The organism is Litorivivens sp. (assembly GCF_041624475.1).
Taxonomy (GTDB): Bacteria; Pseudomonadota; Gammaproteobacteria; order Pseudomonadales; family Spongiibacteraceae; genus Litorivivens.
Map to the genome: position 1 here is coordinate 39,979 of NZ_JBFJUX010000016.1, position 21,396 is coordinate 61,374.

At 57.1% G+C, this 21,396-nt stretch carries 17 protein-coding genes; 11 read left to right on the forward strand and 6 right to left on the reverse strand.

Translation table 11 applies throughout. The annotated features are described in order from the left end of the window. Positions 1 to 2 precede the first annotated feature (2 nt). Both ABY734_RS14410 and ABY734_RS14415 read right to left on the reverse strand, forming a co-directional pair. Positions 3 to 923 (reverse strand): NAD(P)H-dependent flavin oxidoreductase, encoded by a 921-nt coding sequence (locus ABY734_RS14410; RefSeq protein WP_372780009.1) that lies wholly within the window; start codon positions 921 to 923, stop codon positions 3 to 5. Beyond that, positions 920 to 2,539, reverse strand: a complete 1,620-nt coding sequence (locus ABY734_RS14415; RefSeq protein WP_372780010.1) for a class I adenylate-forming enzyme family protein — start codon at positions 2,537 to 2,539, stop codon at positions 920 to 922. The genes ABY734_RS14410 and ABY734_RS14415 overlap by 4 nt, the downstream gene beginning before the upstream one ends. A 123-nt stretch (positions 2,540 to 2,662) precedes the next feature. On the opposite strand from ABY734_RS14415, the gene ABY734_RS14420 reads away from it, so the two are divergent. From ABY734_RS14420 to ABY734_RS14445, 6 genes are all read left to right on the forward strand, one after another. Further along, the gene (locus ABY734_RS14420; protein ID WP_372780011.1) at positions 2,663 to 4,102 is read left to right on the forward strand and encodes a carotenoid oxygenase family protein; all 1,440 of its coding nucleotides are present in this window, start codon (positions 2,663 to 2,665) and stop codon (positions 4,100 to 4,102) included. Between the two features lie 13 nt (positions 4,103 to 4,115). Then, a complete protein-coding gene (locus ABY734_RS14425; RefSeq protein ID WP_372780012.1) occupies positions 4,116 to 5,276 on the forward strand; it encodes an acetyl-CoA C-acyltransferase in 1,161 nt (386 codons plus the stop codon). Continuing rightward, positions 5,273 to 5,695: a lipocalin-like domain-containing protein gene (locus ABY734_RS14430; RefSeq protein WP_372780013.1), complete on the forward strand. Its 423-nt coding sequence runs from the start codon at positions 5,273 to 5,275 to the stop codon at positions 5,693 to 5,695. The genes ABY734_RS14425 and ABY734_RS14430 overlap by 4 nt, the downstream gene beginning before the upstream one ends. Next, complete coding sequence (paaN, locus tag ABY734_RS14435) at positions 5,695 to 7,362, forward strand: phenylacetic acid degradation protein PaaN (protein WP_372780014.1); 1,668 nt, start codon at positions 5,695 to 5,697, stop codon at positions 7,360 to 7,362. Before ABY734_RS14430 ends, paaN begins: the two co-directional genes overlap by 1 nt. A 33-nt stretch (positions 7,363 to 7,395) precedes the next feature. Next, the gene (locus tag ABY734_RS14440; protein ID WP_372780015.1) at positions 7,396 to 8,334 is read left to right on the forward strand and encodes a winged helix-turn-helix transcriptional regulator; all 939 of its coding nucleotides are present in this window, start codon (positions 7,396 to 7,398) and stop codon (positions 8,332 to 8,334) included. A gap of 180 nt (positions 8,335 to 8,514) precedes the next feature. After that, positions 8,515 to 9,333 carry a lysophospholipase gene (locus ABY734_RS14445; protein ID WP_372780016.1) on the forward strand — a complete coding sequence of 273 codons (819 nt, stop codon included), beginning with the start codon at positions 8,515 to 8,517 and terminating at the stop codon, positions 9,331 to 9,333. A gap of 95 nt (positions 9,334 to 9,428) precedes the next feature. Here the strand turns inward: ABY734_RS14445 and ABY734_RS14450 are convergent, their stop codons facing one another. Further along, positions 9,429 to 10,826 (reverse strand): nitrogen regulation protein NR(II), encoded by a 1,398-nt coding sequence (locus tag ABY734_RS14450; protein WP_372780017.1) that lies wholly within the window; start codon positions 10,824 to 10,826, stop codon positions 9,429 to 9,431. Between the two features lie 246 nt (positions 10,827 to 11,072). Here ABY734_RS14450 and ABY734_RS14455 point away from each other — a divergent pair, with 246 nt between their 5' ends. Genes ABY734_RS14455 through ABY734_RS14465 form a run of 3 tightly spaced genes read left to right on the forward strand, consistent with a single transcriptional unit; the run spans position 11,073 to position 13,669 of the window. Next, positions 11,073 to 12,572, forward strand: a complete 1,500-nt coding sequence (locus ABY734_RS14455; protein WP_372780018.1) for a wax ester/triacylglycerol synthase family O-acyltransferase — start codon at positions 11,073 to 11,075, stop codon at positions 12,570 to 12,572. Between the two features lie 31 nt (positions 12,573 to 12,603). Continuing rightward, positions 12,604 to 12,894: a hypothetical protein gene (locus ABY734_RS14460; protein ID WP_372780019.1), complete on the forward strand. Its 291-nt coding sequence runs from the start codon at positions 12,604 to 12,606 to the stop codon at positions 12,892 to 12,894. Between the two features lie 55 nt (positions 12,895 to 12,949). After that, the gene (locus ABY734_RS14465; protein ID WP_372780020.1) at positions 12,950 to 13,669 is read left to right on the forward strand and encodes a spermidine synthase; all 720 of its coding nucleotides are present in this window, start codon (positions 12,950 to 12,952) and stop codon (positions 13,667 to 13,669) included. 24 nt (positions 13,670 to 13,693) lie between these two features. On the opposite strand, the gene ABY734_RS14470 is transcribed toward ABY734_RS14465, so the two are convergent. Continuing rightward, positions 13,694 to 14,725, reverse strand: a complete 1,032-nt coding sequence (locus ABY734_RS14470; RefSeq protein ID WP_372780021.1) for an SDR family NAD(P)-dependent oxidoreductase — start codon at positions 14,723 to 14,725, stop codon at positions 13,694 to 13,696. A gap of 354 nt (positions 14,726 to 15,079) precedes the next feature. On the opposite strand from ABY734_RS14470, the gene ABY734_RS14475 reads away from it, so the two are divergent. After that, positions 15,080 to 15,286, forward strand: coding sequence for a cold-shock protein (locus ABY734_RS14475; RefSeq protein ID WP_372780022.1), 207 nt, complete (start codon positions 15,080 to 15,082; stop codon positions 15,284 to 15,286). A 151-nt stretch (positions 15,287 to 15,437) separates the two neighbouring features. After that, positions 15,438 to 17,570 (forward strand): DNA helicase RecQ, encoded by a 2,133-nt coding sequence (gene recQ / locus ABY734_RS14480; protein ID WP_372780023.1) that lies wholly within the window; start codon positions 15,438 to 15,440, stop codon positions 17,568 to 17,570. Here the strand turns inward: recQ and ABY734_RS14485 are convergent. Together ABY734_RS14485 and ABY734_RS14490 are read right to left on the reverse strand one after the other, a co-directional pair. Continuing rightward, positions 17,531 to 18,817, reverse strand: coding sequence for a hypothetical protein (locus tag ABY734_RS14485; protein ID WP_372780024.1), 1,287 nt, complete (start codon positions 18,815 to 18,817; stop codon positions 17,531 to 17,533). The two genes, recQ and ABY734_RS14485, sit on opposite strands and share 40 nt — an antisense overlap. A gap of 127 nt (positions 18,818 to 18,944) precedes the next feature. Continuing rightward, positions 18,945 to 21,224 carry a neutral/alkaline non-lysosomal ceramidase N-terminal domain-containing protein gene (locus ABY734_RS14490; RefSeq protein WP_372780025.1) on the reverse strand — a complete coding sequence of 760 codons (2,280 nt, stop codon included), beginning with the start codon at positions 21,222 to 21,224 and terminating at the stop codon, positions 18,945 to 18,947. Positions 21,225 to 21,396 lie beyond the last annotated feature (172 nt).

Here is a 21,396-nt window from a genome sequence, read left to right on the forward strand (position 1 = left end):
TATTATTTTCCTCCGCGACCTGTTGTGTACTGTTCTGACAATTCGTCAACGATTTCCTGTATGGACTGCAGCTGCTTGACTGGTCCGACAGACTGCCCTGCAGCCCAGATATCTTTCCAGCGCTTGGCGTCTACACTGGCGCTTACATCCATCTGTGCCTTTTGGGGCATGTTGCTCGGATCAAGCCCGGCGCTCTGCAGGGAGGCGCGCAACCAGTTGGCAGCTACGCCGGTAATGGCGTCTGAGCAGACAATGTCATCCACACTGCTGTCGATAACCATCTGCTTGTAGCCATCGGCCGCCATGCTTTCGCGGCTGGCCAGAAAACGCGTACCTAAATAGGCAAGATCTACCCCGAGCGCCTGTGTGGCGCGAATGCCGCGACCGCTGGCTATGCCGCCGCCGAGAATCAAAGGGCCACCCCAGAACTCTCTCACGGCATCTACAAAGGCAAAGGGACTGAGCGGGCCCGTGTGGCCGCCGGCCCCGGAGCAGACCAGTACCAGCCCATCGACGCCGGCATCCACCGCCTTGCGGGCAAAGGTTGGGCTGATGACATCGGCGAATACCAGCGAGCCGGCTTTATGGGCCTGTTCGATAATATGTTTGGGGCTACCCAGTGCGGTCACGATCAGGTCAGGCTGGTAGTGCAGCAGCAATTCCAGGTCCGCATCCCGGCGCTGGAAGGTAGGGTGCACGATCAGGTTGGCTGCCCAAGGTTTTTCCCCACAGCCCTTTTTTATGGTGTCCAGCCAGTCTTTAAGCTGCTCGCCGGTGCGTGCATTCTGAGTGGGAAAAGAGCCCATAATGCCGGCATTGGCTGCGGCAATAACCATCTCCGGCCCGGAGATCAGGAACATCGGTGCCTGTACAACAGGTAGAGTGAGGCGCGAGCACAGCGCTTCAAAACGGGACGGGCTCATCCTTCGCTACACTCCAAATCTTTAGCCAATTCGTGGCGCAATACTTTACCGAGTGGGTTGCGGGGCAGAGCCTCGATCGCGACCACTTTTTCCGGCCATTTGAACTTTGCCAGCCCGCAGTTTTCCAGATGCGAGCTGAGATCTTCTACCGAGACGGGTTGGTCACTGACGACGAATGCGGCGATACGCTGGCCGAGATGTTCATCGGGGTAGGGCGCAACGGCGGCTTCCTGTATCGACGGGTGCCCCGCCAGCAGCTGATCGATTTCTTCCGGTGAGATTTTCATACCGCCGCGCACGATCAGGTCTTTGCAACGGCCAACGAAACGGTAAAAGGCATCGTTTTCACCGGTTATTTCAAACAGGTCGCCGGTGCGGAAATAGCCCTCGCTGTCAAACAGTGCGGCATTGGCCTCGCTACTGTGCCAGTAACCTTCAAATACGGTATCGCCTTTGATCACCAGCTCCCCCGGTTGACCGGCTCGATCGATAACCTCGCCGCTGTCCACATCGAGCAGGCGGGTATGAAAAACCTCGGCAATGCGGTTGTGCCACTTAAGGTTGGGTGCGCCAAAGCGTGGAAACAGACTGGCGCGCGCCTGTGGGTCTGGAACATCTATGACGTCTGAAACCAGGCAGCAGCCCTCGTTGGAGCCGAACATATTTACCACGTCTACGCCGAGCTTTTCCTTGAAACCGGAAATCATGGAGGGCGCCAGTGGTGCACTGCCGGACCCGATGACCTTAAGACTGGACAGGTCGCGACTGTTCATCAGCTCCGGCTTGGCCAGCAGGAGGGAAAGCAGGGCCGGCGGCGCTACGGTGTAGAGCGCCTTTTCCTCTTCAATCTGTTGCAGGAAAACCGGTAGGTCCAGCGGGTGGTGCAAGGCGAGTTTGCCGTGTACCGAAAGCCAGTACACCAGAAACACGCTGATGGCTGCCATGTTCACCATGGGGAAGGGCGCAACCATCGCCGCGCCTTTCGGCAGCGCGGTCGCGTCTTCAAAGGCAGGAATCATGGCCAGCCAGTGGCGGTGGCGGCGGGGCACGCCCTTGGGGGTGCCGGTGGTGCCCGAGGTCCAGCACAGTGTGAACAGGGCTTCGCGGTCGGGTACAGGAAGCTCTGTCAGCTCACCGCTTGCCAGCGATGTATCAAGCGCAATCCAGCCGTCGGTGTTGCTATCAATACTGAATTTCAGGGTGCTCTTTGGTGTTAAGCCTTCAAAATGCGCCTGCAGGTTTTCGTCTTTAAAGCGACTGCAACTCACCACCGCCCGGGGGTGGGTGCTGTCGATAATCATGCGCAATTCGTGGGATTGGTACTGCACTGGCGCGGGGGAAATGATTAAACCAAGTCGCGCTGCCGCGAGATACAGAAGGGGCAGCTCCACGATGTTAGGTAATTGCACCAACACAATATCGCCGGCGCGCAGACCGCTGTCGTGAAATTGCGCGGCGATACCCAGCGCAGCCTGCTGTGCCTCGCTGAAGTTGAGGCGCTGTGCCGGTGTGCCGCAGAGAGCCGCCCGGTTGGGTGGGTCCAACAGGGCTTCCTGCTGCGGAGCGGCGCTAACAGCCTGCTGAAACAGTTGCCAGAGTGAAGAGACCTCGGCCATTGTCTTTATTCTCCCTGCATTACAGGTGGCTATTGACAGTTGTCTTTTGGGTTCTACAATGAAATCCTACGCTTGCATTACAGAACCTGTCAACAGAAGCTGCTTAACGCACCGGAGAATGCCATGAGCGCGGTCGACCCCCTTCAAGATTCCAGAACCAAACCCCTGCCGGGGCCTAATAATAAAAACCCCTACCTGCAAGGGCTTTACGCGCCGGTTACCGAAGAAAGCACCTGCGTGGACTTAAAAGTTACGGGTGAGATACCGAAAGACCTCTGCGGCAGCTATCTGCGCAATGGCCCCAATCCCCTGAACACGCCGGTCGGCATGCATCACTGGTTTGATGGTGACGGCATGATGCACGGCGTCTATCTGGAAAATGGTAGAGCGGAGTATCGAAATCGCTACGTGCGCTCAACAGATTTTATCGACGACGCCAACGGACACTGTCCGGTCGCCGGGGTAATGGAGCCGGCGACCATGAAGCGGGAGCCCAAGGTCTATAAAGACACCGCCAACACCGACGTGATACTGCACAATGGGGAGCTGATGGCCCTGTGGTATATCAGCGGCAACCCGGTGCGCCTTGATCCACGGAGCCTCGATACCCTGCGCGAGGAAAGTTTTGGCGGAGCCCTGCCACGCCATGTTTCCGCCCATTCCAAAACCGACCCGCGTACCGGCGAGTTCCTGTTTTTCGACTACGCCTTGTACGAGCCGTGGATGAGCTGCGGTGTGGTGAATGCTGATAATGAACTGACCGGTTTTCAGACTATTGAATTACCCGGGCCGCGTCTGCCTCATGATATGGCCTTTACCGAAAACTATTTTGTCTTGCACGACCTGCCGGTGGTGTTTACCGAGCAGGCTTTGCGGCAGCGCCAGTGGTCGATCGAAATAGCTAACCAGCCCACCCGCTTTGGTGTAGTGCCGCGCAACTGCAAGGGTGAGGTGCGCTGGTTTGAAACCGACCCCTGTTATATCTATCACGTCATCAATGCCTGGGAAGAGGGCGACGAGATTGTGATGCTCGGTTGCAAAATGGTGCCTAACCCGCATGTGAATGGCACGGCCTTTGGCCCCTATCGCGCCATGGTGGAAGTATTGGCACTCAATGCCATACCCAGCGAATGGCGTATGAACCTGAAAACCGGCAAATGCACTACCCGCGATCTCGATGATGCGATTGGTGAGTTTCCGAGTATTAATCTGGGTGTAAGTGGTCAGCCCAATCGCTATGCCTATGTGCAGGCCATTGCCAAAACCGACACGCTGAAATTCGAAGGGTTTTATCGCTACGATTTTCAGCAGGGCAATAAAACGGCGTATTTTTACGAGCCCGGTATGTGTGGCTCGGAAGTGGCCTTTGCCCCGCGCATCGGCGCCACGGAAGAAGACGATGGCTATGTGGTGGGGCTGTGCAGCCACGAAGGCACGGGGGAATCGGAGTTCAGAATCTGGGATGCGCGGGCCATCGATAGCGGTCCACTGGCCCGGGTGCACCTGCCGGTGCGCGTACCCGCCGGTTTTCACGCCACCTGGGCCGATGCCCACGACTGGTAAGGAATAAAACATAATGGAAGCTTACGTAATTGACTGTCTGCGAACCCCGCGCACGAAAGCTCGTGAAGGCGGCAGCCTGGCGGAAATGCCCCCCGCAAAGCTGGTCAGTCGTTTGGTCGATGCGCTGCGCGAAAATCAGACGCTGGACAAGGTGGCGGCCTTAACCCTTGGCTGTGTTGGTCAAATTGGAGCCCAAGGCGGCAACCTTGCGCTGCAGAGTAAACTGCATGCGCGCCTGCCCGAACACTGTACTGCCATGACACTGAACCATTTTTGCGCCTCTGGGCTGAGCAGTATCGGCCTTGCCGCGAACGCCTGCGCGCTGGGTCAGTATCCACAGGTGTTGGCGGGCGGCGTGGAATGTATGTCGCAGGTGCCCTTTATGGCTGACAAGGCCCGCTACTATCGGGATGCGGAGCTAGCGTTAGAGGAGCGTTATATTCCCGTTGCCCTGTCTGCCGATATTCTCGCGACCAAAGAACAGGTAACGCGCGACGAACTTAACGCAGTCACCCTGCGTTCTCATCAGCGCGCGGCGCAGGCAGAGGGCTATCAGCAATCGCGAATAGCCGTGCGCGACGCCGACGGCAAACTGCTCGCAGAGCAGGATGAATGCATTCGCGCGAATACCACCGCAGCCAGTCTGGCAGAAATGCCGGCCGGCTTTGAAGCCATGGCTAAACCCTTTCAGGCCATACTGAGCCAGCGTGAAATTGACTATCGCCACAGTTTTGCCAATGCCCCACCCATGGTCGACGGCGCAGCGCTGGGCTTGATTGGCGGGGCGGCGGAAAAAACGAGGGCGCGCGCTCGCATCCTGGGTTGGTTGGACGCCGCTGCCAGCCCCGCCGATTCACTTACCGGGGGCATGGCGGCGATGGATGCCCTGTTAACGCAATTGGGTTTGTCATTGAGAGATATTGATCGCATTGAATTTATGGAGGCCTTTGCGGTGGTGCCCGTGTTGTTCGAGCGGCGCTACAGTGTTGATCCACAGCAGGTAAATGTGAGCGGCGGGCATCTGGCCAAGGGCCATCCGATGGGAGCCACTGGCGCCGTGTTGCTTTCAACACTGTGTGATGTGCTCGAGCGGGATGACCAAACCCTCGGCCTGGTGGTCGCAACCGGCGCCGGTGGGGTGGGTTCGGCCATGGTGGTGGAGCGCATGAAATGAAGCATCCCATTTTAGGCGGCTGGAAACTGGAAAGCTGGACGATCAGTCTCAATAGCCATGTCACTTATCCCTTCGGTGAAGCCCCGGTGGGCCGCATTCTGTACACGGTAGACGGTCAAATGAGCGCGACGATTGCCCGCGCTGAGCGGCCGGCACTGTCCCATCCTGTTCCCGCGAAAGCGCCTGTGGAAGAAAAGCTCGCTGCGTTTGACAGCTACTTTTCCTATGGCGGATCGTTTCACATTGATGGCGAAGAAGTAGTGCACCGGGTCGAGCTGTCGTTGAACCCCAATTTTGTCGGCAGCGAACAGCGCCGGCGTATGCGTTTTGATGGCGACACATTGACGCTGTCGGCCGATGAGGAAACGCCCAAAGGCAAAAAACATCACAGCATTCGCTGGAGGAGGGCACAGAACTGATGGAACTGTTTGAAAAGCACGAGGCGCGTTTCAATGCTGCGCGTAAAGCCTGCAAAGGGCGCTTCCACTGGTCGCCCTTTCCGGAAGCGGCGGCCCAGGTTGCCGATGGCGAGGCCTTGAATGCAGAGGCTGAACAAGTCTTCGCGGCGCTGTGTAACAAACACTTCGAGCTGGATCTGCCCGGTGTTGTGGGGCAGGTCGGTGATGAGGTCTCGCCCTATACCTGCAAACCTTTGGGTATCAGCTACCCGCGCTGTGATCCCGACGAGCTGTTTAATGCCGCTGAGGCAGCCATGCCGGAATGGGCTGCGCTGACGCCGGAGCAGCGCATCGGGCTTTTACTGGAAGTGATCGATGCACTGGAAAAACAGTTATTTCTTGTTTCAAAAGCGGTGATGCACACCGCCGGGCAGAGCCCGAATATGAGCTTTACCGGTAGCGGCGCCAATGCACTGGATCGGGCGATCGAAGCGCTGGTCTATGCCTATGAGGCCATGCGCTTTACGCCGAGTACGGCGCACTGGGAGCGACAGTTCGGCAAGGCCACCATTTCGCTTGATAAAACCTACCGCCTGGTACCGCGGGGTGTGGCGGTGTGCTTTACCTGTGCCAGTTTTCCTACCTGGAATGCCTGGCCGTCGATGATGGCCAGCCTTGCCACAGGTAACCCGGTAATCGTAAAACCCCATCCCGGTTCAGTATTGCCCATGGCACTCAGTGTAAAATGCTTTCGCGAGGTGCTGGCAGCCAATGGCCAGAACCCGGATCTGGTAACCTTGCAGCTGGATACCCGCGACCAGCCCCTAGGCAAGATACTGGTCAAGCACCCGCAAACTGCGATTGTGGATTTTACAGGCAGTGCCCAGTTTGGCAGCTGGGTCGAGCAGAATGCTCATCCGGCCCTGTGCTTTACCGAGACGGCCGGGGTCAATACGGTGGTGCTCGATTCCTGTAAGGATCTGGACGCGGTGATTCGCGCGTTGGCCACCACCCTGTGCATGTTCTCTGCGCAAATGTGTACCAGTCCCCAGAACATCTACCTGCCCAAACAGGGTGTACGTGAGGGCGATACCTGGATACCGGGCGGCGAGGTACGTCAGCGTCTGGCAGATGCCGTGCAGGCTATCGCCTCCAATCCGCGCAAGGCGGCCATGATACTGGCGACGATCCAGTCGCCCGAGACCGAAACCCTGCTGGACCATCTGGCCGGGCAGGCCGAAGTGATGCTTGCCAGCACTCGCTACGAACACCCAGACTACCCGAATGCACGCACACGCACGCCGCTGATGCTGAGTGTTAAAAAACAGCAGCGAGATCTTTACTTGGGTGAACGCTTCGGTCCGGTAAGTTTTGTTATTGACTGTGACGATGCCGCCGACGCCCTGCAGCAGGCAACGCAGGATGTGCGCGACGCAGGCGGGTTGACGGCCTTTCTCTATTCCACCGATGAACGCTTTATCGCACAAGCCGAGCAGGCCTACGCCCGTGCCGGTTCACAGTTGACCATTAATTTGACCGGGCCGATGCCGCTGAACTTTGCGGCGGCCTACAGTGACTTTCACGTAACCGGCTTGAACCCCGCGGGCAATGCTTCACTCACTGAATTGGGCTTTGTTGCCCAGCGTTTTCGGATAACGCAAAGTCGGCGGCCGAGCGGCGATGCCTGAATACAAGCTGGTACGTGGTGGTAGAATACGCCGATGATTCAGATCACGACGCCGGGCCGGCCGGTTTCTACCGAGCAGCCTCTCGACAACCCCTTGCTGCACGCCCGCGCCATCAGTCGTGCGTTGGGTGTGGTGGGCGATCGCAGCTCGCTGCTGTTGACCTACTGGGTCTTTCTCGGCCGTTTTCGCTTTACGGAGCTGGTGAAATGTACCGGGCTTTCCAAAAGTCTGGTTAGTAATCGTTTGAAGCGGCTGGCAGAGCAGGGGGTAATTGAACGCCGGGATGTGAATGGGGCCAATGAATTTCACCTCACCGACATGGGTAAAGACCTCTACGATGTCGCATTGGCCATCATCTACTGGGACAAGCGCTGGCATTTCACCGAAGGCTGTCTTACCCATCATTTGACGCACGCCGCCTGCGGTAAGGAGTTCAGCCCCGTTCCCAGTTGCGCCCAGTGTGAAGCTCCTTATGATGCCCGTGCCTGCGACTGGCATTACGGGCCCGGCGCGCCGGATTCCACACTGGCCAGCGATATGCCTTCGCGCCGATCCCGCATTGCACCCTCGGCGCTCGATGCCAAGCACCCCATTATGGACCGCAGTCTGGAAATACTAGGCGACCGCTGGACTGCACTGACCATCGCCGCTGCTTTTTATCGGGTGCGCACCTTCGGCGGCTTTCAGCAGGCCTTGGGCATTGCTACAAATATCCTGAGCAGCCGCTTAAGTCGTCTCACCGAGCTCGGCATTTTCACCCGCAATGAACAGGGCCGCGGCGAATACCGTCTCACAGAAGAGGGCCTTTCCCTCTTTCCGGTTATCGTTACCCTGATGCGCTGGGGCGATCGCTGGTTTTGTGACGAGCCAGCGTTGGTGCTCAGTCATCGCAGTTGCAACCAGCCGCTGGTCAGTATGATGGTGTGTGACCAGTGTGGTGGTCGGGTTGGGTTTGGAGATTTTTATGTGTAATACCCTTCGTGTTCATCTGATAAAGCAAACGCGAGTGTAGGGTTCAATGGCTGATAGCGACAGTAACTGAATTCTGTGGTCAACAGCTGTTTTTATCATCGTTTCCGCTAAGTCATTGCGGCCGTCGCGAGGGCGTGGCAACCTGGTTTAACTAAGCTAATAAATATAAATGGCACTCCCATGCAGCAAACTACCTTCAAAGAAAACGGAATACACTATCGCAACTGGCCCATAAGCGGTGATGCCCGAGCGCTTGTGTTGATTGTTCACGGCCTGGGGGAGCATTGCGGACGCTACGATACCTTCGCCGGCGCGTTGAACGCAGCGGGCTATGCCGTGGCAAGCCTGGACTTGCCGGGACACGGCCAGTCTGACGGCCGTCGCGGCCACATCGACCGCTTCAGTCAATACTGCGATGCGGTGTTGGCTCTGTATGAAAAAATCTCTAAGGCCTATCCGGATCTGCCAGTCTTTCTGCTAGGTCACAGTATGGGAGGGTTAATTTCTACGCAGCTTTTATTAAAGCATCAAGGCAAGTTTGCCGGCGCTCTGCTCTCCGGCCCCGCTATCCAAAGCCCGCAACAACCGCCGGCTTTTCAGGTTGCGGTGATCAAAATGATTGCTGCGCTGTTCCCCAAACTCGGTGTGTTAGTACTGGATGCCTCCGGCATTAGTCGGGACCCTGTGGTGGTGGAAGACTATATGCAGGACCCTCTGGTCAACAAGGGGAAGCTGTCGGCGCGTCTGCTGGTCGAGATGTTCAAGGCTATGGAGGAGTGCAAAGCTAATGCTGACAAGATCACCCTTCCTATCCGGATCATGCACGGCGGCAGGGATGATATGACCTCGCCGGAGGGCTCGGAGCTGTTGTATAAGCGGGTGGGTTCAAAGGATAAAGAGCTCAGAATTTACAATGGCCTTATGCATGAGATTCTAAACGAGCCGGAAGGGCTGGAAATTACGCAGGAAATAATCGCGTGGATGGATGGCCATCAATAACAGCGGTTAGCCCAAAATATTATCGCGTACGTGCTCCCAGCCATCGATGTATTTGGTGTCGAACTTGGCTCTCGCTAATTCTTGGCGCGAGGAATCTATTGCAGCGGCAGCTGCATATGAAAGGTTGTACCCACGTCAACGCCGGAGGTCACTGCAATATGACCCTTGTGGTGCTCCGTCACAATAAAGTGTGAATACGAAAGCCGGTGTTCAACCGGGCAGGCGGGGCGATCAGAGGTATTGGAGAAAAAGGGCTCGAATACGTCCTGCTGTTCCTCCGGTGACAGGCCGATACCGTTGTGTTGAATTTTTATCCATACCGATTCGTAGAACTCACCGACTTCCACGTTAATGACCGGCACAAACTCTGGGTGCTGTTGTGCCTTATCGCAGATTGCATGATAGGCGTGACGCAACAGACGCAGAAATACCTGCTGCATTTCGCTGGCATAGCAGGGAATCTGCGGGGTGTCCGCGTCGTAATTCCGGCGAATGGCAATGTCGTTGAAGCGAAGCCCAGTGGGCGGAGAATAAAGTCTGCCGGCCACGGTAAGGCTGTGATCCAGCAGTTCAGCCATGTTGGCCGGGTTTTTCGTACCCCGGTGGCTGGCCGCGAAGTCCAGCAGGTTTTGTACGATGGCTGTTGCCTGGTCGCCGCTTTCTTCCGCTTTTTTGATGATGGGGATCAGCGCCTGATGCTGATTGTCATTGAGGTCATTCAGCTGCTCATGAAGCTTGTCGATAGCATTGCCAATACTTTGCAAGGGTATATTGATATCGTGCGCCATCGCTGAAGCCAGTTCGCCCATCGCCGACATTTTATTGCGCTCCACCAGCTGGTTTTCCGCTTTCATCTGCTTGGTGATGTCGTCGATCAGAATAACGAGGCCGGTATCGGTACCGTCGGCGAGGGTATACATGGTGATATCAAAATAGTATTGCCCGCGTTGGCTGTGCTTGATCGTGGTGGTCTTTTTACTCTCAAGCACTTTTTCAACCTGTGCCTGAGTGAGGGTTATGCGCGGATAGGCGTCCCACAGGGCAAGACCTTTTACATCTTCAAAAGTGCGCCCGGTTATTTTTTCGGCGACGTGGTTCCACTGGGTCACTTCCAGTTGGTTGTTTAACCCGATGAGCATGACCGGCATCGAGTCGACAATGCTTTTGACATAAGCCTCGCTGTGCGCGAGTTGGGTGGTTGTGGCTTGCAGGCTGGCGGTTCGCTGGGCGACGCGGTCTTCAAGCGTAGCTTTGATGTCGGTGAGTTCGCGATTGGACCGGGTCGCCTTGCGGTGCGCAAAGAATAGAAAAACTGACACCAGCAGGAGTGTAATAATCAAAACACCGCTGGAGAAATTCGCGACGTATTGCCACTTGGTTTCGCCGTCTTCATCCTTAAAGGGCGAAAGCAAATCCGCCTGAGCGTAGGCGCCCAGCAAGATGATCGGGCAGGCAGAAAGCAATTTGGCGATGGTTTTCACAGTTAAACTCATTCAGTACAGCGTGGCGAAGTTGGGTGATTTTACCAAAATGTCGTGGCTCCGAGGGCTTTCTTTTGGCTCTTTTAAGGCCGGTAAGTTCCTGAGTGCCGCAGCGTAGGCCGAATTACAGGTGGCATGCCTGTCTCAGGCGTCTCACAGCAGCAGGTTTAGCTCCAATAAGCTACCCTGTTAAGTGCTGTACATCACAGGCAGCCAAAACAATAATCGATTTACACACAGCACATGGGTCAGACAACGATGAAGAAACTGAGCATGGTCGACAAGGGCTTTCTGCTGGCCGAGAACCGGGAAATGCCCATGCACGTAGGCGGGGTGTCTCTGTTTACCCTGCCCGAAGGTGCCGACGAGCAGGAATTCCTGCATGAGCTGGCGCGCGCGATTCGCGATACCGACGCCTTGCTGCCCCCCTTCGGTGATCGCCTGAAGATGGGGCGGGCCGGATTGATGGGCAATGCCTACTGGGAGCCGGATCCGGCGCTGGATATGGAATACCATGTGCGCCATTCGGCGCTGCCAAAGCCCGGGCGTTATCGGGAGCTGTTTACCCTGGTATCGCGGCTGCACGGCACCCTGTTGGAGCGCAGTCGGCCATTGTGGGAAATGCATCTGATTGAGGGCCTGCAGAACCGCCAGTTTGCGGTGTATACCAAAACCCACCACGCGGCGGTGGACGGCGCCCGCTCGGTGCATATCTCCCGCAGCATGTTATCCCCCGATCCGGATCATGTGTTGGAGAACTCGCCGCTGTCTCTTGAATCCTGGCAGCGCTATAAGGATGCGCTGCTTATTGGCCAGCGCGATATCCCCACAGAAGAAGAATTGCGCAATGTGGCCGACATGCTCAAATCCACCTTTGACAGTAGCGCCAATCTGTTTAGGGCACTCAAGGGCTTTACCCAGGCCTGGGTGGGGCGTGGCGGTAATCTGACTCTGCCGCATTTGCGTGTGCCCCGCAGTGTGCTCAACAACCCGGTGGACGGGGCTCGACGATTTGTTGCCCAGTCGTGGCCCTTTGCCCGCATTCACCGTCTGGGCAAGGCCTTTGACGGGACCTTTAATGACGCGGTACTGGGTATGTGTGCCGGTGCCTTGCGCCAGTATATGATCAATCATGCGGAGTTGCCCGAGCAGGGCCTGAAGGCAATGGTGCCGGTGTCGCTGCGCCAGAAAGGTGATGTGGATTCCGGCAATGCGGTCGCGGCGATCAGCGCCGACCTGTCGACCCATATTGCTGATCCGGCCCAGCGGATGCAGTCGATTATGGCATCGGTTAAAGCTGGCAAGACCTTTTATCAGGGCATGTCGCCCAAGGAGGTTGAGCTGGTCAGCATGCTGATGCAATCGCCCTCGGCGCTGCTGATGCCGCTGGGGCTGATTCCGCGGCTGCCCCCCTACAATGTTGCGATCTCCAATGTGCCCGGTATCCGCGAAACCATGTACTGGAACGGCGCGCGGATGGACGGTTCTTACCCACTCTCCATTGTGACCGATGGTATGGCGATGAATATCACGCTGGTGACTTATGGTGAGAATGTGGATTTCGGCATCATCGCCTGCCGTCGTTCGCTGCCACAGGTGCAACGTTTGATCGATTATATGGAAGATGCGCTGGCAGAACTTGAAGAGGCCGCCGGGATTGGCGCAGCGCCCAAGGCTGGAAAGAAAGCTCCGGCGAAGAAAGTGCGCAAGGCAGCGCCTCGCAAGAAAAAAGTAAGCAAAGCCAAGACGACGGCTTGATGCTTTTGGCGGCGACGGCAAGGGTTATCGCTTGAACGGCTGGCGCAAGCTGAATCTGGGCGATACGCTGCTGGCCGGTGATCAGCGGGATTGCATTGCGGCGGCGATTGGTTCGGCCTACAGCGCAACAGGCGATGCTGAGATGGCTGCGTTTGTCCGGCATGAGTCCGGTGCACTGCATTGCGACTTCGTCGTTTATTTTACGCCGGCAGCGGCTAGCGTCGGCCGCCGTATGGGCGCACAACCCTGTGCGGCGCCGGCTACCCGTGAACTTACCCTGCTGGCTGGCTCAGAGAGGGCTTTTGAGCTGCTTTCGCCCTGATACCCAGTAACGTACTATCTCAGCCCTCCAATGAACCGCTACCGGACGCTAATCCATGTCCCTGTTATTTGAAGAAATCGACAGCCAATCCTCACCGCTGGGTGAAATCTCTCTGCGGCGTCGCCGCATTCCGGCCTTTGGTGATCGAGATATTTACGAGGTAAAGCTCGGCGAAGAGTTCCTGATGTCGAGCATGTTTGTGGAGGCAGAAGAAGCGCTGGCCACATTGGGTTTGGCGGCGACCGAAGGCGACAGGCTGGATGTGGTTGTCGGCGGCTTGGGGCTGGGTTACACCGCAGTGGCGGCACTGAAAGACCAGCGCATTGCCGAGCTTTTGGTGGTGGATGCCATTGATACGGTCATTCACTGGCACAAGAGTGAGCAGGTGCCGCTCGGCAAAATGCTCAATGCAGATCCGCGCAATCGATACGTACTGGGCAGTTTTTTTGATCTGGCCACCGATCCGGCGACAGGCTTTGATCCGGACAAGCCCGGCAGAAAGTTTGACGCGATTTTGCTGGATATTGATCACTCGCCGACAGAGTTTCTGAATGCTGCCAATGCCGGCTTCTATACTCCGGTTAATCTGGGCTTGATGGCTGAGCAGCTGAAAGATAGGGGCGTGTTTGCCATGTGGTCCCAGAACCTGCCCGAGGCGCCCTTTGAAGCCCTGTTGGCGGAGGTTTTCCCATCGGTCGAGTCGCATGTAATCAAATTCTACAACCCGCTGCAGAACCGGGAGTCGACCAATACAGTGTATGTCTGTGTGAAATAAGTGCTGGCTGGTCAGGCGATAATGTTACAGCCTGTCGGCAAGCCTGCCCAAATGCTTACGCTGAATATGCCCGGCCTTATAGAGCGAATGCAGGCTGTCGGCAAGGGTTTCCCGGTGGTCGCGGAAGTTCAGTCCAAGCAGGTTTTCAAACTTGCTGTCGTCGGTGCATACCCAGCGGGTGGCGTACTGCATACCTTCTGAGGTAAAGGGAATATCCACGCCGGTAAACCCGATAACGTAATCTCCCAGCTTCCCCATCATGCGCAACAGCGGCCCTGGAATCGGTGCGTAGGGGACGCGGCGTCCGGTCAGATCGTAGAGTGTGTCGATCAATGACTTCCAGGGATAATAGTGACCGCCGAGGGGAATGCGCTCGGGGCCGTCGAGCTTTTCAATGATGGCAACACAGGCGTCGGCGATATCGCGCACATCGATAAACTGGTTGCCCCGGCTGGTCACAACACCCATCCGCGCCGCAAAAATCCGCAGGGCGTTCATGGGTTCTGACAGGCCCGGATCGTGAGGGCCGATGATACTGGCCGGGTAGACAATGCTGACCGGGTAGCCTTGTTCCTGCAGCTCCCGAACGTAGTGTTCGCAAGCGGCCTTGGAGTGCCCATAGGCCGAGTCAGAATCAGCCGGAGGCTCGTCCCCGGTGAGTACGGGCAGGCTCGGATCGTAAAGCGCCGCAACACTGGAGATGTGGATCAGATGCTTCAACCCCAGCTCACAGCCTTGGCCGATCACGTTGCGGGTGCCGCCCACATTGGTGCTGATTACCTTGTCCGCGTCTTTTTTGTGGGTAGAAACAAAGGCAGCGGTGTGAACCACGCCGTCGCAGTCTTCAAGTGCCTTTCTGACGGTCTGTGCGTCGGTTACATCGCCCGTCACAATGTTGTCAAAGGTCTCCTTCAGCGAAAGTCCGTGCAGGGCCAGCACCCGCTCAAGCTTAACGGGGGAGCGAATCAGCAGCCGAACCTGATGCCCTGCTGCCCGAAGCGCCAGGGCAGTGTGAGAGCCGACAAAACCGGTGGCACCGGTAACCAGAATGCGCATTGCTGGATCCTTTTAGTGGCGGGAGGATTCGCTCAAACCCTCCCTCAGCAGTTTACCTGTTTGATTTATAGGCGAAAGTACGTAGGCCGCCAGCGATTTGGATTTTTTGCGGCGGATAACGGCAGGCCCCTGAGATTAAATGATAAAAGTGTTTGACTTCTTTTTGGGGGCGGGATATTGTGCGTTTCAGCTAGAAAGAAAGACTAATTTTTGAACACCAGTTTCGTCGCACCTTAGCAGTTCTTCGTCCTGTAGTTTCTAAATCTCAGCCTAGTATTTCCCGCTACTACTGCCTGTTAAGCCACTAATTGGTTTACGGGCGCTTTGATCTAATTTCCTACAGGAATGATTGTTATGTCACGAGTTACCGGTACTGTTAAATGGTTCAACGAAACTAAAGGCTTCGGCTTTCTTGAGCAGCAAGGCGGCCCTGATGTGTTCGCACACTTCAGCGCAATCAGCGGTTCAGGCTTTAAAACACTGGTTGAAGGCCAGGCTGTTGAGTTCACTGTGACTCAAGGCCAGAAAGGTCCTCAAGCTGAGAACATCGTCGCCGTTTAATCGCCGACCAGGTTCTTCGAAAAAGGCAGGCCCGTAAGGGTTTGCCTTTTTTTATGCCCGTCGATCGGGCAGACGCGGCCCAGCCGCCTCCCTGACGTTTTCTTTAGCTCACGAATTCGCGACAATAGCGGCTTTTCTCCAGGGATGAACCATGTTGTTTTCTTCTAAAAACGCGTCCAGCCCGGCACAGGAAGTGCTGCGCAGCGTTTTCGGTTACGAGCAGTTTCGCCACCAGCAGCAGGCTATCGTCGATCAGGTGATTGGCGGTGGTGACGCCCTGGTGCTGATGCCTACGGGTGGCGGTAAGTCGTTGTGCTATCAGGTGCCTGCTTTGGTACGCGAGGGCACGGCGGTGGTGGTGTCACCGCTGATCGCGCTGATGCGCGACCAAGTGCAGGCTTTACAGCAAAACGGGGTTCGGGCGGAATACCTCAATTCATCGCTGGCTGCAGACGAGGCTTTTCGAGTCGAATCCCTGTTTCGGCAGGGCGACCTCGATCTGATCTATGTCGCCCCGGAGCGGCTGGTTACAGCGCGCATGCTGGACCTGATGGGGCAGACAAACATCTCCCTGTTTGCGATCGACGAGGCCCACTGTGTATCCCAATGGGGGCATGACTTCCGGCCCGAATACCAGCAGCTTTCCATTCTGCATGAGCGATTCCCGTCGGTGCCACGGATTGCGCTGACGGCTACCGCTGATTTGCCCACCCGTCGCGAAATTATAGAGCGGCTGAACCTGCAGGATGCAGAGATCTTTAACGGCGGCTTCGACCGACCGAATATTCGCTATCACATCAGTGAGAATCAGGGGAATGCCCGGGATCAGCTCAAACGCTTTATTCTGAATAACCACGAGGGCGAGGCAGGCATCGTTTACTGCCTGTCGCGCAAGCGGGTGGATGACACGGCTGAGTGGCTGTCCAAACAGGGTTTTACCGCGTTGCCTTATCACGCCGGTCTCAGTACTGAGCTTCGCCAGCAGAATCAGGAGCGTTTTCTGCGCGAGGACGGTGTGATTATAGTGGCTACCATCGCCTTCGGTATGGGTATCGACAAGCCGGATGTGCGTTTCGTAGCACACCTGAATCTGCCGAAAAGTATTGAAGCCTATTATCAGGAGACAGGTCGAGCTGGTCGCGATGGTCTGTCCAGTGATGCCTGGATGGCCTATGGTCTGCAGGATGTGATTACCCTGCGGCAGATGCAGGAGCAGAGCGTCGCAGAGGAAAGCCGCAAGCGGGTAGAGCGGCACAAGCTCGATGCCATGCTGGGCTTGTGTGAAACCCACGCCTGCCGCCGGCAGGTACTGCTGCGTTACTTTGATGAAGCGCTGGACCAGCCCTGTGGTAATTGCGACAACTGTATAACGCCGCCGCAAACCTGGGATGCCACTGTGGCCGCGCAGAAAGCGTTGTCCTGTGTCTATCGCACGGGCCAGCGTTTTGGTGTGAACTATGTGATCGATGTGTTGCGGGGCGCGGACAGTGGGCAGGTGTTTGAGCGCATACAGCGCTTTGGTCACGACAAACTATCAACTTATGGTATCGGCAGTGAGCTGAGCCAGGGGGAGTGGCGCACGCTATTCCGGCAGCTGATGGCGGTGGGTTTGCTGGGCGTGGATTACGAAGGACACGGCAGTGTATTTCTGACCGATGCGGCGCGCCCGGTTCTGCGTGGCGAGCAAAGCCTGACCCTGCGCAAAATGCCGAAACCGGAGAAGCAGCGCAGCCGAAAAGCCTCCTCTACGTATGCTGGCGAGAACAGCAAGTTGTGGGATGCGCTGCGCGCCCACCGCAAAACTCTGGCTGACGAACAAGACATACCGGCTTATATGATTTTTCACGACGCCACCCTGGCCGAGATGGTTGACCGCGCGCCCCAGACGCTGGAGCAGCTGGGCCGAATCAGCGGTGTCGGAGCTAGAAAGCTGGACGCCTACGGCGAAGGATTTCTGGGCGTGATCGCAGAGTTTGCTGAGGCGCCGGCGGTGAGCAATACCGTTGAAGAAACGATTGTCCTTAGCTGCGAAGGCTTGAGTCCGCTGGAAATAGCGCATCGTCGCGATCTGACGATTGGTACGGTATACCGGCATCTGGCGCAGGGTATTGCCCGTGGCGAGCTGGAGCTGGAAGACGTGCTGTCGATGGAAGCCAAAGAGCTGGAAAGCCTGCGCAACGCCATGGCGATGCAGGATGGTCCTTCACTCAAACCGGTATTTGAATTGTTCGATGGCGAGTACGACTACGGCGTACTCGGTTGTGTGCGTGCCAGCCTCGGATAGCTGCTGTGCCTGCGAAGCTCTGTGTCGTCACGGAAGGTAGCGGACCGGATGCGATAACCGACTTCCAGTTTCTCGGTTTTGTTTTCCAGCGCAGCAAGCAGTTCCGGGTGGCCGCTGTCCAGGCTGAAGAAAACCTCCACGCTGGCACTGCCGCCCGGTGGCAGCAGGCGTTCATCAGCCTGCCAGGTGAAATCCTTGCTGGCGTAAACGCGACGGCTACTCACGCCGAAGACATAGAGTTCGCCGCTAAAGGCGCGGAGACTCTGGACGTTCTGGTTCGCCAGCTTCGCTTCGATAAGAAGCTGCCCCAGGCTGAAGCGGTGTACACCGGCAATGCTTTCCTCATAGCGGAAATTACCCAGCACTGAGGCCAGCTCCTGCTCAATAGCCTGGTTTTCCGTGGCCAGCTTAATCTGTTCATCTCGGAAAATTTCCTGCAGTACGCTCTCTGCGTTCTGCCAGCCTTGTATACGCCAGCCGTCGTCGGTTTTGGCCAGCGCCAAGTGCAGCACGTAGCTTTTTTCAAGGTCCTCGCGGCTTATCGGCACCTGCGCGCTGGCGTGGCCGCCGTCTTGAGTAGTTGTGGCCGACAGAGTGCCCGGCGAGGGCCATCCCAGCATGCCCAAAACCACGTGGCTGGTACTGTCTACGGGCAGTGTGTTTGTCGCGAGCGCCGAGCGAATGGCATTGGTTTCTTCTGCAAGCCACGCGGCCTGATCGCGCCCTCGCACTGTGTCCTCGGTGGCGGGCAAGGCTTTGAGGATGGGGTAAAGTTCACTCGCCAGAGCCGTGAGATCGACCGCCGCATCCAGCTGTTCGACAGAGCCCTCCTGCAATGCAGCTTGCGCGTTGATCAGCGCTGACTCCGGGCCTGGGCGCAGCAATAAAAAGGTCAGCGCAAGCAATAGCAGCACCAGGCCAAGACCGGCTGCGAGCAGCAGAGTGTGCGTTGGTTTTCTCAAGGTAGATGGCTCTTCAGCTTTGGTTGCTTTGGGCTTATCGGCTGACAGGGTACTCAGGTCCGGGCCTCCCAGGACGACGGCTTCTGCCCCGGTTTTTGCGTAGATAATTGCGGCGTATTGCTGGGCAGTGCTTTCGTCTACATCCTTTTTCACTACCAGATCATTGTTTTGCAGTCGCGCAGCGAGCTTGTGCGGCGAGCTGTTCAGCAGCCCCGCAAGGCGTTGAATGACCGGCGGTGGGTATTCCTGGGCGACAATGGCAACCCTGAAAGACTCTTCTGACACAGACTATCCTGACCCGTTTTGGCCGGATGATAGCACAGCGCCGCCGCCTGATAGTGTGAGTGGCTGCGCGCAGTTTTCACGGCGCGCGCGTTTCCCTTTGCCGATAGCCTTTGCGACTACGCCGGTTTCAGGGGCAATCGGCAATTGGCCCGGATATCACAAAGATATCGCTAATGGCTTCGTAGGGGCTGGCCTCCTGTGCAAACATGCCGCGCGAAGCACCGTTTATGCGCAATCGATAATTCCCGGCCGGTGTATTGCGCGGGATGGCCCAGGACACCAGTGCGGTGCCGCCGCTGCTGACTTGAGGACGTTCCTGCGCCACGGGGGGCTGAACCAGAGCTTGCCATTCGTAAATCAGCTCGGGGGATCGGTCTTCGACATGGACGGCCCAATTGCCATCGGTCTGCTGGCGTTCGACAGTGACATAACTCTGCTGGATTCGAAGGTCATTGCCGGGGTGGCCGACAACAACTTCTGCCTGAAGGGTATCGCCGGCTTTTGTTACGCCGGGTGGTTGCAGCGCGAAGGTTCCCGGCTCACCGGAGGGATGGGGTGATTCCATCGGGCCGGCAACCAGTTCCAGATTTGGGCGTGCGCCCGGAGCCGGGGGCGAGGCCTGAGCTTTGCCCGCAACAAGAGCCCGCGCCATACGCAGGGATTCCTGCGCAACCGCCGCCTGCGTCCAGGGGCCATAGAGGGTCGAAGCGCCTTCATACTGTTGCGAGGCGTATTCTTCCCGGGTGGTCAGATAGTGCACATAATCATTCACCAGCCCGGCGATGACGAGGTTGTCGATTCCCTCAGCGGCGAGCTCTTCTAATAGCAGCGAACGGATGCGACGCGCGGCCATGGTGGTCACTTCCCAGGGCAGGCCGAGCAGGGCGAAATTACCGATACGAAACAACTGGAAAGGCAATACGCTGCCCCCGCGCGGCAGCAGAACGGGTTTTTCTGCCTGACAGGAAAAGTCTCCGATTTCCGGGGGTAATTGCTGTGCGTTGCACATCACCGCGGCGGATAGCACCTGGCCGGGGATGGTTTCCTTGGGCCAGCCGCCGGGGAAGCCCTCAAGTCGTGTACCCGTCAGGGTGGCGATATCCTCCAGCGCCGCATTTAGAACATCAGGGCTGTCACTGCATTTTAGGCCTTCTTTGGTGGGGCCGGGACCATCTTCGGCGCCGGCGCCAAAGGACGCGCCAAGAATACCGTCGCAGGTGCGTTTGTCCGGTGAGTCAAGTTCAGACGGGTGCTTGAGACTGTTCAGAACCGTTGGGTCGTCCACCGTAATGGTTGTGATCGGTATTTGCGCGAATCGAAAGTCTACCGGCCCTTCAATAAAGTCGCCGCTGCCGAACAGTTCTATTGCGCGTGCCAGTTGTTTTATGCCGGAAATGGCGTTGGCATCCAGGTCATTTTCGCCGCCACCGCGGAAGGGGCTCGGGTAGGGGAATTCTTCAATGTCAATGTTAGGAGAGGCGTCGCCTTCATCGGCCTGAGCGAAGGCGGCAACAAAGGTCCCGGCGGCCGGGTCGGCACGGTAGTCGGTTGCCATCAGCTCCTCAAAGCCGAGCGATGCATAGCCTTTCACGTCGCCACTGACATAGTGTTCGGCGGGACCGATAACGGTGGGGTGCACGCCAAACCAATTTATTAATCCTACCGGATTTCCGCCACGCTCCAGCTCCAGCTGAACCATGCGTTTGTTAACCTGGGTTTCTTCATTGCGTTCGTTGGTAAACAGCGCGCGCTCACTTTCCGGGTTCAGTGCGTAGGCGGGCTTGGAGCGGTTGATATTGGTGTTCAACAGCTCGCCCGCCGAAAGCCGGATACGCGCCGACTCCGGGTTCGCCACCAGATTGCTGTGTGCATTCTGAATGGCCTTGAAGGTGCCGCCGGCAATGACCGCCAGCCCGTTGCCAATGCCGGCCAGCCCAACTCCTGGGTCGGAGTGGGTGTGGGTCACCGACAGCATGACATTGTTCGCGTTGTAATGAGGGGCAAGTTGCGGGTCGGCAGCGATTTCAGCGAGTATGGCGTTGCGCAGGGAGGCGCTCATCAGGCCTGTGTCCAGGGAAACAAACATGACGCGCTTGCCATTACAGGGTGAGTTGATGACAAAAGCGCGTGCGTAGACGCGAGTATGCAGGGCGCTGAACACCTGTTGCGGATTGACCCATGCCAGACTGGCCGTGTCTGCGATGGTGGCGGTGATATCGTGCAGGCCGACCCCGACCTGAAAGGATTGGTTGTCAGCGCACTCGGATGGGCTTTGCAGTGGAGCGGTTACGTCCACTTCAAGGCGGCCAGGCGCGTCGAGGCCGTCACCTACCAGCCGGCGCGGATCATTGATCAGGCAACTGGCTGCAGCCGTTTCTTTTAAATCCGGTGGCTGGGTAACTGTCACTGGAGTACTTGAGCTGCTGTCGCCATTACAGCCTGCCAAAAGGAGCAGACTGCAGGTTAAAATCAGGGCTGGTTTCATGGGTATCACTGCGTAGGTTGGTTTTTGCATTGCGGGGGCGGCAATTCATGTCAGTTAATGGTAACGCAGGTTGGCTGACGTGTCCTCGGTGAAC